The organism is Glycomyces rhizosphaerae (genome assembly GCF_042647865.1).
GTDB lineage: Bacteria > Actinomycetota > Actinomycetes > Mycobacteriales > Micromonosporaceae > Glycomyces > Glycomyces rhizosphaerae.
The window spans coordinates 59,989-75,430 of record NZ_JBHRWO010000015.1 but is presented as its reverse complement, the minus strand read 5'-3'; the positions used below and the strand labels follow the sequence as shown (position 1 = coordinate 75,430).

Annotated in this window: 11 protein-coding genes; 8 read left to right on the top strand and 3 right to left on the bottom strand. The window is 69.8% G+C overall.

Going from position 1 to position 15,442, the window contains the following annotated elements:
- Positions 1 to 152: 152 nt before the first annotated feature.
- Positions 153 to 623, top strand: a complete 471-nt coding sequence (locus ACFO8M_RS17590) for a Dps family protein (RefSeq protein WP_387977922.1) — start codon at positions 153 to 155, stop codon at positions 621 to 623.
- A 99-nt stretch (positions 624 to 722) separates the two neighbouring features.
- Here the strand turns inward: ACFO8M_RS17590 and ACFO8M_RS17585 are convergent, their stop codons facing one another.
- Positions 723 to 2,144, bottom strand: a complete 1,422-nt coding sequence (locus tag ACFO8M_RS17585) for an endo-1,4-beta-xylanase (protein ID WP_387977920.1) — start codon at positions 2,142 to 2,144, stop codon at positions 723 to 725.
- 179 nt (positions 2,145 to 2,323) lie between these two features.
- On the opposite strand from ACFO8M_RS17585, the gene ACFO8M_RS17580 reads away from it, so the two are divergent.
- Complete coding sequence (locus tag ACFO8M_RS17580; RefSeq protein WP_387977918.1) at positions 2,324 to 2,734, top strand: hypothetical protein; 411 nt, start codon at positions 2,324 to 2,326, stop codon at positions 2,732 to 2,734.
- Between the two features lie 41 nt (positions 2,735 to 2,775).
- Here the strand turns inward: ACFO8M_RS17580 and leuS are convergent, their stop codons facing one another.
- Positions 2,776 to 5,589 carry a leucine--tRNA ligase gene (leuS, locus tag ACFO8M_RS17575; protein WP_387977916.1) on the bottom strand — a complete coding sequence of 938 codons (2,814 nt, stop codon included), beginning with the start codon at positions 5,587 to 5,589 and terminating at the stop codon, positions 2,776 to 2,778.
- Positions 5,590 to 5,885: 296 nt separating this feature from the next.
- On the opposite strand from leuS, the gene ACFO8M_RS17570 reads away from it, so the two are divergent.
- The 4 genes from ACFO8M_RS17570 to ACFO8M_RS17555 are packed head-to-tail and all read left to right on the top strand — an operon-like array spanning position 5,886 to position 12,407.
- The gene (locus ACFO8M_RS17570) at positions 5,886 to 6,890 is read left to right on the top strand and encodes an AAA family ATPase (protein WP_387977914.1); all 1,005 of its coding nucleotides are present in this window, start codon (positions 5,886 to 5,888) and stop codon (positions 6,888 to 6,890) included.
- Between the two features lie 58 nt (positions 6,891 to 6,948).
- Positions 6,949 to 8,193 (top strand): DUF58 domain-containing protein, encoded by a 1,245-nt coding sequence (locus ACFO8M_RS17565; protein WP_387977912.1) that lies wholly within the window; start codon positions 6,949 to 6,951, stop codon positions 8,191 to 8,193.
- Between the two features lie 58 nt (positions 8,194 to 8,251).
- Entirely contained in the window at positions 8,252 to 10,606 is a 2,355-nt protein-coding gene (locus ACFO8M_RS17560) for a transglutaminase family protein (protein ID WP_387977910.1), read from the top strand.
- Between the two features lie 10 nt (positions 10,607 to 10,616).
- Positions 10,617 to 12,407 (top strand): DEDD exonuclease domain-containing protein, encoded by a 1,791-nt coding sequence (locus tag ACFO8M_RS17555; RefSeq protein ID WP_387977908.1) that lies wholly within the window; start codon positions 10,617 to 10,619, stop codon positions 12,405 to 12,407.
- Here ACFO8M_RS17555 and ACFO8M_RS17550 read toward each other — a convergent pair.
- Positions 12,390 to 12,752: a zinc ribbon domain-containing protein gene (locus ACFO8M_RS17550; protein WP_387977907.1), complete on the bottom strand. Its 363-nt coding sequence runs from the start codon at positions 12,750 to 12,752 to the stop codon at positions 12,390 to 12,392. The two genes, ACFO8M_RS17555 and ACFO8M_RS17550, sit on opposite strands and share 18 nt — an antisense overlap.
- A gap of 383 nt (positions 12,753 to 13,135) precedes the next feature.
- Between ACFO8M_RS17550 and ACFO8M_RS17545 the strand changes: the two genes are divergently transcribed.
- Together ACFO8M_RS17545 and ACFO8M_RS17540 are read left to right on the top strand one after the other, a co-directional pair.
- A complete protein-coding gene (locus tag ACFO8M_RS17545) occupies positions 13,136 to 14,746 on the top strand; it encodes a RelA/SpoT family protein (protein ID WP_387977905.1) in 1,611 nt (536 codons plus the stop codon).
- 96 nt (positions 14,747 to 14,842) lie between these two features.
- Positions 14,843 to 15,418 (top strand): dihydrofolate reductase family protein, encoded by a 576-nt coding sequence (locus tag ACFO8M_RS17540; protein ID WP_387977903.1) that lies wholly within the window; start codon positions 14,843 to 14,845, stop codon positions 15,416 to 15,418.
- Positions 15,419 to 15,442 lie beyond the last annotated feature (24 nt).

Genomic DNA, 15,442 nt, shown 5'->3' with positions numbered 1-15,442 from the left:
AACCGCTCGCCGTTTCGGCTCTCAAGCACCCTCACTGCGCCGAGTACCACCGCAGCGGGCGCGGGAAAGCTACCCTGGGCGGTGCAACCGCCCGAGGTGCACGGCAGTGCGCTGTCGTCGTCCCAGGCCCAGTTCCGATGCGAGGTACCGAGATGTCCACCATCCGCTCCAGCCTTTCCGACGAGAACCGCGAGACCACGGCCAAGGCGCTGCAGGGCGCCCTCGTCGACCTCATCGACCTGTCACTCGTCGGCAAGCAGGCGCACTGGAACGTCTACGGCAAGAACTTCCGCTCGCTCCACCTCCAGCTCGACGAGATCGTCGTGTCGGCGCGCAACGCCACCGACCTCGTCGCCGAGCGGGCCATCGCGATCGGCGTGAGCGCCGACGGGCGCGCGAGCACCGTCGCCGAGGCCTCCTCGGTCCCCAAGATCCACGACGGCCAGATCAGCGACACCGAGGTGGTGTCGCTGTTCATCGACGCCTACACCGCGATCATCGCCAACATGCGCGAACGCATCGAGGTCACCGAATCGGCCGACCCGGTGACCCAGGACCTCCTCATCGGCGTCACCGCCGAGCTCGAGAAGCAGAGCTGGATGTTCCAGGCCGAACTGTCCTGAGGGTCTTCTCGCGGCCGGGGCGGGAGGAGCGGCTGTACGGCTTCGCCGCACTCACGAATCAGCCGCTCCGCCCGGCCCCGGCCTGTGCGAAGAGACAGGTCAGGCGGGGGTGCAGGTCACGGTCGGGACCGAAGCGGTCGAGCCGTCGGCCTTGGTGATGTTGAAGCCGAACGTGGTCGACTGGCCCGCGGCGAGCGTGCCGTTGTAACTCTCGTTCGCGCCGTTCACCGTCGCACCGGTGAGCGTCCCGGTCACGCTCCAGGCGTTGGAGATCCGCTCCGAGCCCGGCCAGGTCCACGTCACCTTCCAGCCGTTCAGGTTCTGGTTGGCCTTGACGGTGGCCGAGTAGGTCGCGCCGGTGTTCCACGGACTCGAGACTGAGAGCGTCGCGGTGCAGCCCGAGCCGGTGGGCGGGGGCGAGGTGGTCGCCGGGTCCGAAGTGGCCGGAGTCGTGGTCGGGTTGCCGGTGCCGCCGCCGCCGAGGGCGTTCAGCACCGCGGTGTAGGCGGGCTTCTTGGAGTAGTCCTCGAAGAACAGCAGCGCCGCACCGGTGCCGGGGAAGGTGCCGGGCACCCACGAGTCGTTGTCGCGCAGGCCCCAGACGGTGATGCCGGAGCAGTCGGCGAGTTCGGCGCAGATCTCGGTCACGCGCCGGTAGTCCTCCGCCTGCTGCGCCAGTTCATTGGCGTCAGCCGGCGTGTTGAGCCGGATGTCCAGCTCGGTGATGCGCACCTTCAGGCCCAGGTCCACGAATCGCTGCAGGTTCGCCTCCATCGTGGAGGGCACCTGACCGAGGATGAGGTGGGACTGGAAGCCGACGCCGTCGAGGATGTTCTGCGACTTCAAGCCCTGCGCGATGCGGTAGATCGTGTCGGACTTGGCGTTGTCGCCCTCGATCGAGTAGTCGTTGATGTAGAGGTCGGCGTTCGGATCGGCCGCGCGGGCGGTCTGGAACGCGGTGGTGATGAACCCTTCGCCCATGGTGCGCAGCCAGAACGAGTCGCGCATGGCGCCGTTGTTGTCGCTGACGACCTCGTTCACGACGTCCCAGGAGTCGACCCGGCCCTCGTAGCGGTTCGCGACGGTGTTGATGTGGTCGACCATGGCGGTGCGCATGGCCGTGGCGTCGAGACCCTGCACCCAGCTGGGGGTCTGGGCGTGCCATACGAAGGTGTGCCCGTGGACGGACTGGCCGTTGTCCTCCGCGAAGTTCACGATGGTGTCGGCCTGGGAGAAGGTGTAGTTGCCGTCCTGCGGTTCGGTCGCGTCCCACTTCATCGCGTTCTCCGCGGTGAGGGAGTTGAACTCGGTGGCGACGGTGTTGCGGTACTCCGCGTTGTTCTGGAGCTTGTTCACGTCCACTGCGACGCCGATGTCCTTGCCGATGGCGTCTGCCGCGGCGCGCAGCGTGGTGGCCTGGGCGCCCGCGAACTGGGTCGAGAGCCCGATGCCGAGCGCCGCGGTCGCGAGGGTGACGGCCCCCGCGATCACCGCGCGACGGCGTTGACGGTTAAGCAGCACGAAGAACTCCTCAAGGTGGTGCCGCGCCGTGAGGGAACGAGGCTGTAAGAAGGATGGGTCCACGTGGAAGCGGAGCGCTCCCAGCGAGGTGAGCACAGCCTAGCGAATGCATCGATGTTGGTCAATGCTCACAGTTCGGTGTACCTCGCGAACCGGAGGAGACCTCTAATATCTCCGGTATGGACAACCCGGCAATCGAAGATCCCCCTGGGACCAGACCCGTCTACCAGCGCCCGATGCCCTGGCAGATCATCGTGGCACTCGTGCTCATCGGCCTCGCCGTCCTGTCCTCCGCCATGACGGCGGTGCTGACGTTCTCGGTCGTGGCGGCACTGTCGGCCCTCATTTGGATCGCGCTCGGCGTGTGCATCGTCGCTCGCCTGGACAGGGCCCGGAACCTCGCGATGGCGTTCAACCTCGTCAACATCCTGATCGCCGTGCTGCTCACCTTGGCGTTCGCCGCTCTCGGGGCGATCGCCGCGTTGACAGCCGCGAGCGGCGCGTTCTCGCTCGGCATGATCTTCCTGCTCGGCAGCGACGCGTCCAAGGCCTACACGTACAAGGTCGGTCTGAGGTCGTCCCAGGATTGACGAAGGCGGGACCGGTTCCGGTCCCGCCCTTGCCCTCTGCGTTACTTGGCGACGATCGAGACCATCTTGCCCGCCACCACGATGACCTTCTTGACGTCCTTGCCCGCCAGGTTCGCGGCGACCTTCTCCTCGGCCAGCGCGGCGGCCTTCACGGCCTCCTCGCCGGCGTCGGCGGCGACCTCGATGCGGCCGCGGACCTTCCCGTTGATCTGCACCGGGTAGGTGACCGTGTCCTCGACCAGGTACCGCTCGTCCACGACCGGGAAGTCCGCGTAGGCGATGCCGTCCTGGTGGCCCAGACGCGCCCACAGCTCCTCGGCGATGTGCGGGGCGACCGGCGCGACCATCAGCACCAGGGCCTCGGCCGCCTCGCGCGGCACGGGCGCCAGGCCGGTCAGGTGGTTGTTCAGGGTGATCAGCTTGGCGACCGCGGTGTTCATGCGCAGGTGCTCGTAGTCCTCGCGGACGCCGGCGACGGCCTTGTGGACCTCGCGCAGGGTGGCCTCGGTCGGCGCGTCGTCCGTGACCGTGGCTTCGCCGGTCTCCTCGTCGACGATGTTGCGCCACAGGCGCTGCAGGAACCGCTGGGAGCCGACGATGGCGCGGGTCTCCCACGGCTTGGAGTCGGCCAGCGGGCCCATCGACATCTCATAGACGCGGAACGTGTCGGCCCCGTACTCGGCGCAGATGCCGTCGGGGGTGACGACGTTCTTCAGGGACTTGCCGATCTTGCCGTACTCGCGGTCGACCTTCTCGCCCTCGTAGAAGAAGACGCCGTCCTGCTCGGTCACCTCTTCGGCCGGGACGTACACGCCGCGGCTGTCGGTGTACGCGTAGGCCGAGATGTAGCCCTGGTTGAACAGGCGGCGGAAGGGCTCGCGGCTGGAGACGTGGCCCAGGTCGAACAGGACCTTCTGCCAGAAGCGGGCGTAGAGCAGGTGCAGGACCGCGTGCTCGACGCCGCCGATGTACAGGTCGACGCCGCCGACGTCCCCGTCCTCCTGCGGGCCCATCCAGTAGGACTCGTTCTCCGGCGCGGTCAGCTTCGCGGCGGACTTCGGGTCGGTGTAGCGCAGCTCGTACCAGGAGGACCCGGCCCAGTTGGGCATGGTGTTCAGCTCGCGGGTGTAGGTCTTGGGCCCGTCGCCCAGGTCCAGTTCGACCTCGACCCAGTCCTTGGCGCGGCCCAGCGGCGGCTCGGGCGCGGTGTCGGCGTCCTCTGCGTCGAAGGTCTTGGGCGAGAAGTCGTCCATCTGCGGCAGTTCGACCGGCAGGTGCTCGTCCGTCAGCGCGACGGGCAGACCGGTCTCGTCGTAGACGATCGGGAAGGGCTCTCCCCAGTAGCGCTGGCGGCTGAACAGCCAGTCGCGCAGGCGGAACGTGGTGGCGCCTTCGCCGCGGCCGTGCTCGGCCAGCCATTCGACGATGCGGGCCTTCGCGTCGGCGACGGGCAGGCCGTCCAGGAAGCCGGAGTTGACGCAGGTGCCGTCGGTGGTGGACAGGACGGCCTCGCGATCCCACTCCGCTCCGGTGGAGATGACCTGGACGATCGGGATCTCGAAGGCGGTCGCGAAGTCGAAGTCGCGCTCGTCGTGGGCGGGGACGGCCATGATCGCGCCGGTGCCGTACCCGGCCAGCACGTAGTCGGCGATGAAGACGGGGACGGTTTCGCCGTTGACCGGGTTGGTGGCATAACCGCCGGTGAAGACGCCGGACTTCTTCTTGGCGTCGGCCTGTCGCTCCACGTCGGTCTTGGCGGCGGCCTGGGCGCGGTAGGCGGCGACGGCCCCGGCGGGGGTGTCGTGCCCGCCGGTCCAGGCGTCGGGGACGCCGGCGGGCCAGGACTCCGCGGTCAGGGCCTCGACCAGCGAGTGCTCGGGGGCCAGGACCATATAGGTGGCGCCGAACAGCGTGTCGGGGCGGGTGGTGAAGACGCGGATGTCCCCCGCGTAGGTCCCGAAGTCGACGAACGCGCCGGTGGACTTGCCGATCCAGTTGCGCTGCATGGACTTCAGCGATTCGGTCCAGTCCAGGCCGTCCAGGTCGGACAGCAGCCGGTCCGCGTAGGCGGTGATGCGCATCATCCACTGCTTCAGGGTGCGCGTGTAGACCGGGAAGTTGCCGCGCTCCGAGCGGCCCTCCGCGGTGACCTCCTCGTTCGACAGCACGGTGCCCAGGCCGGGGCACCAGTTCACGGGGGCCTCGGTGACGTAGGCCAGACGGTGGCCGTCGATGACGCGGCGGCGCTCGACCGTGCCCAGCTCCGACCACGGGCGGCCGTCGGGCGTGGCCCGCTCACCGGACGCGAAGGCGGCGATCAGCTCGTCGATCGGCCGGGCCTTGTCGGCCTCGGTGTCATACCAGGAGTTGAAGATCTGCAGGAAGATCCACTGAGTCCACTTGAAGTAGTCGGGGTCGGTGGTGGCGAACTCGCGGCGCGTGTCGTAGCCCATGCCCAGGCGCTTCAGCTGCGACCGGTACCGGTCGATGTTCTCGGCGGTGATCTCGGCGGGCTGGCGGCCGGTGGCGATCGCGTACTGCTCGGTGGGCAGCCCGAACGCGTCGTAGCCCATCGGGTGCAGCACGTTGTACCCGGTCATGCGCAGGTAGCGCGAGTACGCGTCGGTGGCGATGTAGCCCAGCGGGTGGCCCACGTGCAGCCCCGCCCCCGAGGGGTACGGGAACATGTCCATCACGAACTTCTTGGGCGCCCCGGCCCGCGGGTGGTCAGGCTCGGCGAGCGCGCCGGCCGGGTTGGGAGCGCGGAAGGTCTGCTCGGCCTCCCAGCGTTCCTGCCAGCGCGGTTCGATCTCGTTGGCCAGCTTGGCGTCGTAACGGTGTGCGGGTTCGGTCATGGCTCGTCCTGTGGTCCTGTGGTGCGGCTGGGTTCGGGCGGCGCTTGCTGGGTACAGACCCTAGACAGCAAAAAACCCCAGACACGCTGGGGCTGCCGTGCTGGGATCCACCTAGCACGGCTACATAAGGAGCTCGAAACGCCGAGACATGACTCCAGTGTAGCGGAGCGTCACGCAGGTGGCGCGGGACATATGGCCTGGGCGCGTCCGAGTACGATGGCGGACAAGCGACCGTAACGGTGGATGTCGCGCCGTGGTGCCGTTTCTCAGACACACCCATCTCCCCGGGAGGACCTTTGACCTTCGAGTCGTCCCCAGCGCAGCCGACGCAGGGTCCGGTGCCGCTCTCGCCCCAAGAGTTCAAGGCGACGGCCGAGGGCATCCTGACGAACGTCGAGTGGGTGATCGAGGGCAAGTCCCACACGATCAAGCTCGCGATCGCGGTGATGCTGGCCGAGGGCCACCTGCTCCTGGAGGACGTGCCGGGGGTCGGCAAGACCCAGCTGGCCAAGGCGCTGGCCCGCTCGGTCGACTGCTCGGTGCGGCGGATCCAGTTCACGCCGGACCTGCTGCCCTCGGACGTGACGGGCGTGAGCATCTTCGACCCCGAGAAGCGCGACTTCGTGTTCAAGCCCGGGGCGATCTTCGGCAACCTGATCCTCGGCGACGAGATCAACCGCGCCAGCCCCAAGACGCAGGCCGCGCTCCTGGAGTGCATGGAGGAGCGGCAGGTCACGGTCGACGGGAACACGTACAAGCTGCGCAGCCCGTTCATGGTCATCGCCACCCAGAACCCGGTGGAGATGGAGGGCACGTATCCGCTGCCCGAGGCCCAGCGCGACCGTTTCGCGGCGCGGCTGGCGATCGGCTACCCGGACATCAACGCGGAGCTGGCGCTTCTGGACCGGCGCGAGGAGTACAACCCGCTGGACGCGCTGCGGCCGGTGGCGGACGCGGAGATGATCGTGCGGATGATCGCCGCGGCCCGCGCGGTGCACCTGGCGCCCGAACTGAAGCGGTACGTCGTCGACCTGGTGGCCGCGACCCGCACGAACGCGCAGGTCCGCTTGGGAGCGAGCCCTCGCGCGACGCTGCAGCTGCTGCGGTGCACGCAGGTGCTCGCGGCGATGGACGGGCGCGATTTCGCGCTGCCGGACGACGTGCAGCAGCTGGCCGTGCCGGTGCTCGCGCACCGGCTCATCCCCACCACGGAGACGACCATGGGCGGGGGCGACACGAAGGCGATCGTCTCGGACATCCTCAGGCACGTGCCGGTCGTCTCCCATCCGGGGAGGTATTAGGCATGGCATGCCGCGGCACTTCCCGTGACGCCGTGTCCTTCCCGGAGAGGGCCTAGGCGTGGAGCTCACCGGGCGCGGTAAGACGCTGCTGGCGGTGAGCGTGGCCGTCGGCCTCATCTCGCTGGCCGTCGGCGAAGGCGACCTGCTGCGCGCGGCGCTCCTGGCGCTGATCGCGCCGCTGGGCGGGCTCGTGATGCTGCGGTGGGCGCGTCCGTCGCTGGAGTCGAACCGGGTGCTCAACCCGGCGCAGGTCGAGGCCGGGCAGCCCACGCAGGTGCGCCTGGGCATCCAGAACACGGGCCGCAACCGCCCGCCGGCGCTCATGCTCGAAGACCGCATCCCGTACCGGCTGGGCAACCGCCCGCGCCTGGTGCTGGAGCGCCTCGCGCCCGGCGCGCGCAGTGTAGTGAACTACACGATCACTCCGGGGACGCGCGGCGCGTACGAGCTCGGGCCGCTGACGGTGCGGACCTCGGATCCGTTCGGGCTGGCCGTCTCGGTGCAGGAGTTCCCGCTGACGACCGAGCTCATCGTGACCCCGCGCATCCAGCCGCTGCGCAGCCTGCTGCTGCCGGGCGGGGCCGGGATGTCCTCTGGGGAGTCGGCGGCGCACGCGGTCGCGATCACCGGCAACGACGACATCGCCGTCCGGGAGTACCGCCACGGCGACGACATGCGGCGCGTGCACTGGAAGGCCAGCGCCCACCGCGGCCAGCTCATGGTGCGCCGCGAGGAGCAGCCGTGGGAGAACAACGCGGCGATCCTGCTCGACGTGCGCCGCGGCGCGCACCGCGGGGAGCTCTCGAGCTTCGAGTGGATGGTGGACGCGGCCGCTTCGGCGACGGTGCGGCTCTCGCGCGACGGCATCGACCCGTGGCTGATCACCGCGCACCGCGACTTCGAATGCCGCCAAGGCGATTACAGCGAGGCGATGCGCTACCTCGCGACCGTGTCCGCGGCCCCCGAGGCACCGATCTCGACCATGGTCGAGAAGGCGCAGCGGCCGCGTTCGGTCTCGGGGATCGTCGCGTTCCTGGGGCACGTGACGGCCGCGGAGGCCGCGACGCTCGGGCGGCTCGCCAAGCGCGGCGGGGCCTGCACGGCGCTGGTCGTCGACCCGGTCCGATGGATCCCGAAGGCGGCCTCGAGCCGCACCGACCCCCGCGAGCGGGCGTTCGCCGAGCAGCACCTGGCCGCGGTGTCGGCCCTGACGAACGCCGGCTGGCAAGTGATCCCGGTGGTCGCCGGGACGGAGCTGCGCCGGGTGTGGACCCGCCTGGGCGCGTGGAGGACGCTGGCTTGACGACGCACGGACCCCAGCAGGAGACGACCGGAGACGACCCCCGATCAGGTGAGGCGCGATGAGCGGACAGCGACACGCCACCACGGTCGCGGCGGCCACACTGGCCTTGACGTTGACGCCGCTCATCGGCATCTTCGAAGGCCTGGGGTGGACGGTCCCGGTCCTGCTGACGATCACGGTGATCGCCGTCTGCGGGTCGCTCACGCGGGCGGCCGGGCGCGGACAGGGCCTGCAGACGATCGCAATGGCCGCGGGACTTCTCGTGGTCCTCACCGTCGGGTTCGGCGACGGCACCGCGCTCCTGTTCGTCATCCCGCTGCCGGCCACGTTCACGCACTTCGCGCTGCTCGCCGGTGAAGGCGTCGCCGGCATCGTCACGAACGCCCCGCCGGTGGCCGCCGAGGGCGGCATCCTCTTCTTGACCCTCTTCGGGATCGGGCTCGTCGCGATCCTCCACGACATGTTCGTGGTCGGCCTGCGCACCCCGGCCCTCGCGGGCCTGACGCTGCTCACCATGTACCTCGTGCCGGTCTCGGTCGCGCCCGACGCGACCGCGTGGTTCTGGTTCATCCTCCCCGCCGTGTCGTACCTGTGGCTCCTCGCCGACGACAACCTGCGGCGCGTCTCCGCGTTCGGGCACCGCTTCACCGGGACCGGCCAGCTTGTCTCGCAGCGATTCCCCTCGCCGTTGGCGCGGACCGCGCGCTGGTCGGCGGTCGGGTTCATCGTGGTGACGCTCGTGTCCCTGACCGTGGTGCCCACCAACACCTCCGGGTTCCTCGACCGCGTCGCCCAGGGCTGGGAGGGCGGCGGCGACGCCGGGATGGGCGACGTGAACCCGTGGGCGAACCTGTCCGGGTCGCTCAACCAGCCTGAAGAGGTCGACGTCCTCCGCGTCACCACCGACGACCCGAACCCCCGCTACCTGCGGATGCACGTGCTCGACGAGCTCACCACCGACGGCTTCGGCCCCAACGACTACGAGGACGGCGGCTCGATCGACTCGTTCGCGGACCCCGGCGACGTCCAGGTGTACCAGGCCGAGATCCAGAACCTGGCGCTGGAGGCGGCCGTGGTGCCCGTCTACGGGAACCCGGTCGACCTCGACATCGAAGGCGACTGGGCGATCGACAACGACACCGGCGTCATCATCGGCGACGGCTCCGACATGGGCGGGGTCGACTCGTACTCGCTCGTCTACACCGACGAGGCGCCCGAAGCCGAGGTGCTCGCGGGCGCCGCGGGCATGGACCAGTCGAGCGACCAGTGGGAGGCCAGCACCAGCCACCCGGACGTGCCCGAGCTGACCGACATCGTCGAGCGCGAGATCACCGGCGACACGGTCCACGAGAAGGTCCTCTCGGCCTACCAGTTCCTCTCGGTCGGCAACGGGTTCCGGTACTCGCTGGAGACCACCGACGCCGGCAACGACCAGGCCATCCTGGACTTCCTGGATACCAAGCAGGGCTACTGCCAGCAGTACGCGGCCGCGATGGCGTGGATGCTGCGCGAGGCCGACGTGGCCGCGCGCGTCGTCATCGGCCTGTCCCAGGGCGAACGGGACGGCCAGGACTGGGTGCTCACCAACCACGACTACCACGCGTGGGTCGAGGTCTACTACGACGGACCCGGCTGGGTCACGTACGACCCGACCCCGGCCTCGGGCGTGCCCGGGTCGGTGTCCTTCCCGTGGGCGGCCGAACCGGCGCCCGAGGACGAGCCGACCGACGACGTCACCGCGACCGCCGAACCGTCCGCCGGCCCTGTCGAATCCCCCAGCGCCGCCGAAGGCGATCCGACCGCAGGCGCCGAGGCGCCGACCGAGGGCCCCACGGCCCAGGCCACCGACGGCGGTTCGGGCGGCGGCATGTCCTTCAACCCGGCCTGGCTCCTGCTGATCCCGCTCGCGGCGCTGCCGTTCGCGCCCGCGCTGTGGCGCGGGCTCCTGCGCCGCTCCCGCCTCGGTCCAGGACGGCTCAGCGCCCAGACCGCCTGGGACGAAGTGGTCGACCTCGCCCTCGACTACGGTGTGGGCCTTTCGGATTCGCTCACGCCCAGGCAGGCCGCCGGGGTCCTCGGGCAGGCCGCCCCGGGCGCCCGCGAGGCCGCGACCGTGCTCGGCTCCGCGATGGCCCGCCACCGCTACTCCCCCAGGGGCGCCGACGCCGCAGGACTCGCCGACGCCGTGCGCGACCTGCACGCCGAACTCGACAAGAACGCCGAACCGCGCCGCCGGTACCGGGCCATGTTCTGGCCCGCCTCACTGCTGGCGAAGATCAGCGCCAAGCAGGCCGAAGAGAGCGCCCGCCTCACGCGGCGCTCCACGAGCACCGCCGACCGGGTGCGTTCGGCAGTGCGGCGCTCGCGACGTTCGAACAGCCGCAAGGATCGATCTGTCACAGGTCGCCCTTAGGGTTGCGTACATGTACCGAAGCGGCGCCGCCGAGAGCGACCGGTCTTTGACCAGAGACCGAGCTGATCCCGACGAGTCCGGCTATACCCAGCCGACCCTCGACAGCCTGGGGACCCCGCTGTCCGAGGTGACGTTCTGCGTCGTCGACCTCGAGACCACCGGCCTGGCCGCCGACGCGTGCGGGATCACCGAGATCGGCGCCGTGAAGGTCAAGGGCGGCGAGGTCGTCGCCGAGTTCGGCACCCTCGTCAACCCCGGCGAGTCCATCGACCCGCGGGTGACGCGCCTGACCGGCATCACCGACGAGATGGTCGCGGACGCCCCCGCCATCGAAGCGGTCCTCCCCGCGTTCCTCGAGTTCGCGCGCGGCGCCACCCTCGTGGCCCACAACGCCGGCTTCGACATCGGGTTCCTGCGCCACGCCTGCGAACTGACCGACACGCGCTGGCCGCGCCCGCCCGTGGTCGACACGGTCGTCCTGGCCCGGCGGCTCACCGAGAAGAGCGAGGTCCCCAACCGCCGGCTCGGGACGCTCGCGCGGTTCTTCGGCTCACCGGTGACCCCGAACCACCGGGCCCTGGACGACGCCCGCGCCACCGTCACCGTCCTGCACGCCCTCATCGAGCGCGCCTCCGGCCACGGGGTGGACACCGACGCCGAACTCGTCGAGTTCTGCCGGGCCATTCCCTCTGAGCTGCAGCGCCGCAAGCGCCACCTCGCCGACGGGCTGCCGCACGCCCCGGGCGTGTACATCTTCCGCGACGCCGACGACCGGGCGCTCTACATCGGCGTCTCGGTCGACGTCGCGACGCGCGTACGCAGCTACTTCTCGGCCGCCGAGCAGCGCCGCCGCCTGCGCGACATGCTCGCCTCGGCCGAGAGCATCGAGGTCGTCGAATGCGCCCACCGGCTCGAAGCGGGCATCGCGGAGCTCCGGCTCATCTCAGGCGGCAAACCGCCGTACAACCGGGCCGCCAAGTACCCTGAGCACCGCAGCTGGGTGCGCCTCACCGACGAGCCTTACCCGCGCCTCCAGATCTCCCGCAACCCGCCCGCCCCCGGCACCCCGCGTCTCGGCCCGGCCTCGGGCACGCAGGCGCAGGCGGCGATCAGCGCGATCGAGGCGGCCCTGCCGATCCGCTCGTGCCGCACCCGCTTGTCCCCCAAGCGGACGTCCTCCACTTGCGTGCTCGGTGAGATCGGCAAGTGCGCCGAGCCCTGCCGCCACAGCGTCTCGGTCGAGGAGTACGCCGCGATCGCCGAACGCGCGGCACGGGCCATGGACGACGACCCCGCCCCGATCGCCGAGGCGGTCGCCGAGCGGCTCGCGGAGCTCTCTGAGGCCGAACGCTTCGAGACCGCCGCCGAGAAGCGCGACGAGCTCGGGGCGTTCCTCCAGCTGGCCGCCGCCACGCACCGCACCAGGAGCCTCGTGGCGGCCGGGGAGATCGTCGCGGCCGGCCGCGCCAAGGGCGGCGGCTGGGAGATCGCGGTGATCCGCCACGGCCTCCTCGCCGGGGCCGCCCGCACGCCTCCGCGGGCCGATCCGATGCCGCACATCGCGAAGCTCCGCGAGACCTCGCGCGTGGTCGAGCCCGTCGAGGACGTCGTCGACGCCGCCCACGCCGCCGAGACCCGCCTCCTGCTCGAATGGCTCGGCCGCCCCGACGTGCGGCTCGTCATGGTCGAGCACGCCTGGGCCAGCCGCCTCGACGGCGCCGAACGCTGGAACGGCGCCATCCCCCACAACCCGGCGCCCTGGCGCCGCTCCACCGGCGAACGGTCAACTACTCCGGATTGAGGTCCGGGGTTTGTCGCTCGTGTCCGCCGTTGGCTGCGGCGTGTCGGCGACAACAGGCGTATTGACGAAAGCCCAAGTCGTGCGTGCGCGGTCACGGACGTTGACCGCGGCTGCCTGGTCGGCGGGCCCAGCGAGTCCGCAGCCGACGCCGGCGAAATGATCTCTGGTGGGACGGTTGGCCTTGGCGGTGTGCCCGCACCGCGGGCACCGCCGCGAGATGTTCCTCGCATCGATCAGCACGACCGGGCCCCCCGCGCGTTGCAGTTCGCGGCCTCGTTGACCGCGCGAAACCGGGGGCGGTTCCGCCCCGACACACCCGACCCCGGGGGACCGCGCCGACCACATCCTGAGACGCGCCTGCCGACCCTCCGCTGTCCCAAGCGAACCCACAGTGCCATCCCCTGAGACGGACGCTTTCCGGCGAATCGGACGTGAGTCGTCTCGCATCCATCTGCGGCGCTTGGGGTTTCCTCGAACCCGCCCGCGCGGGTACTGTGTGTCATCCGCCGGTAGCGGCGGCCCTGCCGAAATCCGACAGTGTCTAGTGTCGATTCTCTCCAAGAATCGTTGTACATCTAGAATGCGGTCAACCTTGGGCATCGGAGGCTTTCATGTTGCGCGCATTGCTTTCCGCTACTCGATCTGCCAAACCTGACGATCCGTGGGACCTCGCGGGCAAAGTGGCGCAGCTCGAAGCTGCTCACCGTGCGCACTGCGAGCAGCCCGACATGCTCCTGGTCCGCCGCGCCTACCGCATCGCCGAGCAGATGCACCGCGGCCAGGCCCGCCGCTCGGGCGAGCCCTACATCACCCACCCGATCGCCGTCGCCACGATCCTCGCCGAGCTCGGCGTCGACACCGCGACCATCGCGGCCGGGCTCCTCCACGACACGGTCGAGGACACCAGCTACTCCCTCGAAGCCCTCCGCGGCGACTTCGGCGACGAGATCGCCGTCATGGTCGACGGCGTCACGAAACTCGACAAGATCCACCTCGGCTCCGCCGCCGAAGCGGAGACCTTCCGCAAGCTCGTGCTCACCGCAGGGCGCGACATCCGCGTCATGGTCATCAAGCTGGCCGACCGCCTCCACAACATGCGGACCATCAAGTTCAAGAAGCGCCCCAGCCAGATCCGCATCGCCGAGGCCACCAAAGACGTCCTCATCCCCCTCGCCGACCGCCTCGGCCTGTACGTCATCAAGCGCGAGCTCGAGGACATCGTCCTCGAAACCCTCGAACCCGAGATCTTCCAGAAGATCAAGGAGCACCTCGGCTCCGAGTCCGACCGCGACCGCCAGGTCGCCGTCATCGCCCCGCAGGTGCGGCGGGCCCTGCGCGACTTCAAGGTCACCGCGCGCCTCCTCGACCGGCCCCGGCACCCCTACTCGATCTACCGCGAGATGCAGAAGCACCCCGGCACCGGCCCGGCCGACCCGCCGCGCCTGGTCATCGTCGTCGACGGTCCCGCGACCGACTGCTACGCCGCACTCGGGGCGATCCACAAGGTATGGAAGCCCGTGGGCGGCAAGTTCCGCGACCTCATCGCCGCCAAGAAGTTCAACCTGTACCAGTCGATCCACACCGCGGTCGCCGGGCCCGGCGACACCACCGTCGAGTTCCTGATCCGCACCAAGGAGATGCACGAGACCGCCGAGGTCGGCATCGTCGCGGGCCTGCGCCAGTCCGGGGCCAACCCGGTCGAGATCCAGCTGCCGTGGCTTCAGCGCCTCCTGGACTGGCAGCATGAGATAGCCGACTCCGGCCAGTTCCTCGATTCGCTGCGCTGCGACCTCGCCGACCAGGACATCCTCGTGTTCACCCGCGACGGCGAACAGCTCATGGTCCCCAAGGCCTCCACCCCGGTCGACGTCGCCTACTGTTCGGGCCCCTCCAAGGGCCACCGCCTCATCGCCGCGTACGTCAACGGCGAGATCGCCCCGCTCTCCCAGAGCCTGCGCGACGGCGACACGGTCGAACTCGTCCTCACCACCGAGCAGCCCTACGGCCCTTCCAAGCAGTGGCTCGACCACGCGAAGACCCCCGAGGCCCAACTCCACATCAACGACTGGCTCGGCTCGGCCGACGACGGCGACTCCACCGGCGAACTCCCCATCATCCCGATGCAGCGCTTCGAGGACGAACTGAAGGCCGGAAAGAACCGCCTGTGGCGCTCCCTGATCGCCCGCGGGCGCGGACTGGCTGGGGAACAACCGCTCCACGGTGTGGCGTCATCTCTGGGCTATCCAGACCTCGACTCCCTCTACCTCGCCCTCGCCCGCGAGAAGCTCGACCCCGACGAACTCGCCGAGAAGCTCATCACCACCGTCGACCGCTTCTAAGACCCCGCTAGGGCCCGCTTCTCCGCCGCGATGAGTTTCGCCGTGCTATCCAGTCGGTACTGGCATACGCATTGCACTGCGATCGAGGAGCACAGCATGACCGCCACCTACACATTCGACGTCTTCTCCAGTCTCGACGGGTTCGGCGCCGCCGGCGGGAACTGGAGCGGCTACTGGGGCAAGCAGGGCCCCGAGCTGCTCGACCACCGCCTCGCCCAGTACGACCAGGAGCAGCGGATGGTCATCGGGGCCAACACCTACCGGGCGTTCGTACAGATCCTGGCCTCGACCACCGAAGAGTCCATCCACGACCAGTGGGTCACCAAGATGACGAACCTCCCGGCGACGGTCGTGTCGACCACGCTCGAAGGCCCCCTGGACTGGCCGGACGCGACGCTCGTGAGCGGCGACGCCCTCGACGTCGTCGCGAGGCTCAAGGAGGAGTCCGACGTCCCGCTCCGCTCGCACGGCAGCCTCTCGATGAACCGGGCGCTGATGGCCGCCGGTCTGGTCGACCGCGTCCAAGTGACGCTCTTCCCCGTGATCACCGGTCAGACCGGACTCGACCCGATCTTCCAGGGCGCGGCGGACTTCGACCTCGAACTCCTCGAGACCCGGACGCTCGACGGCCGCATCCAAGAGCTCGTCTACAAGCCCACCCTGCACGCCTGAGACCGCGAAAAAGGCGGGGCCGCA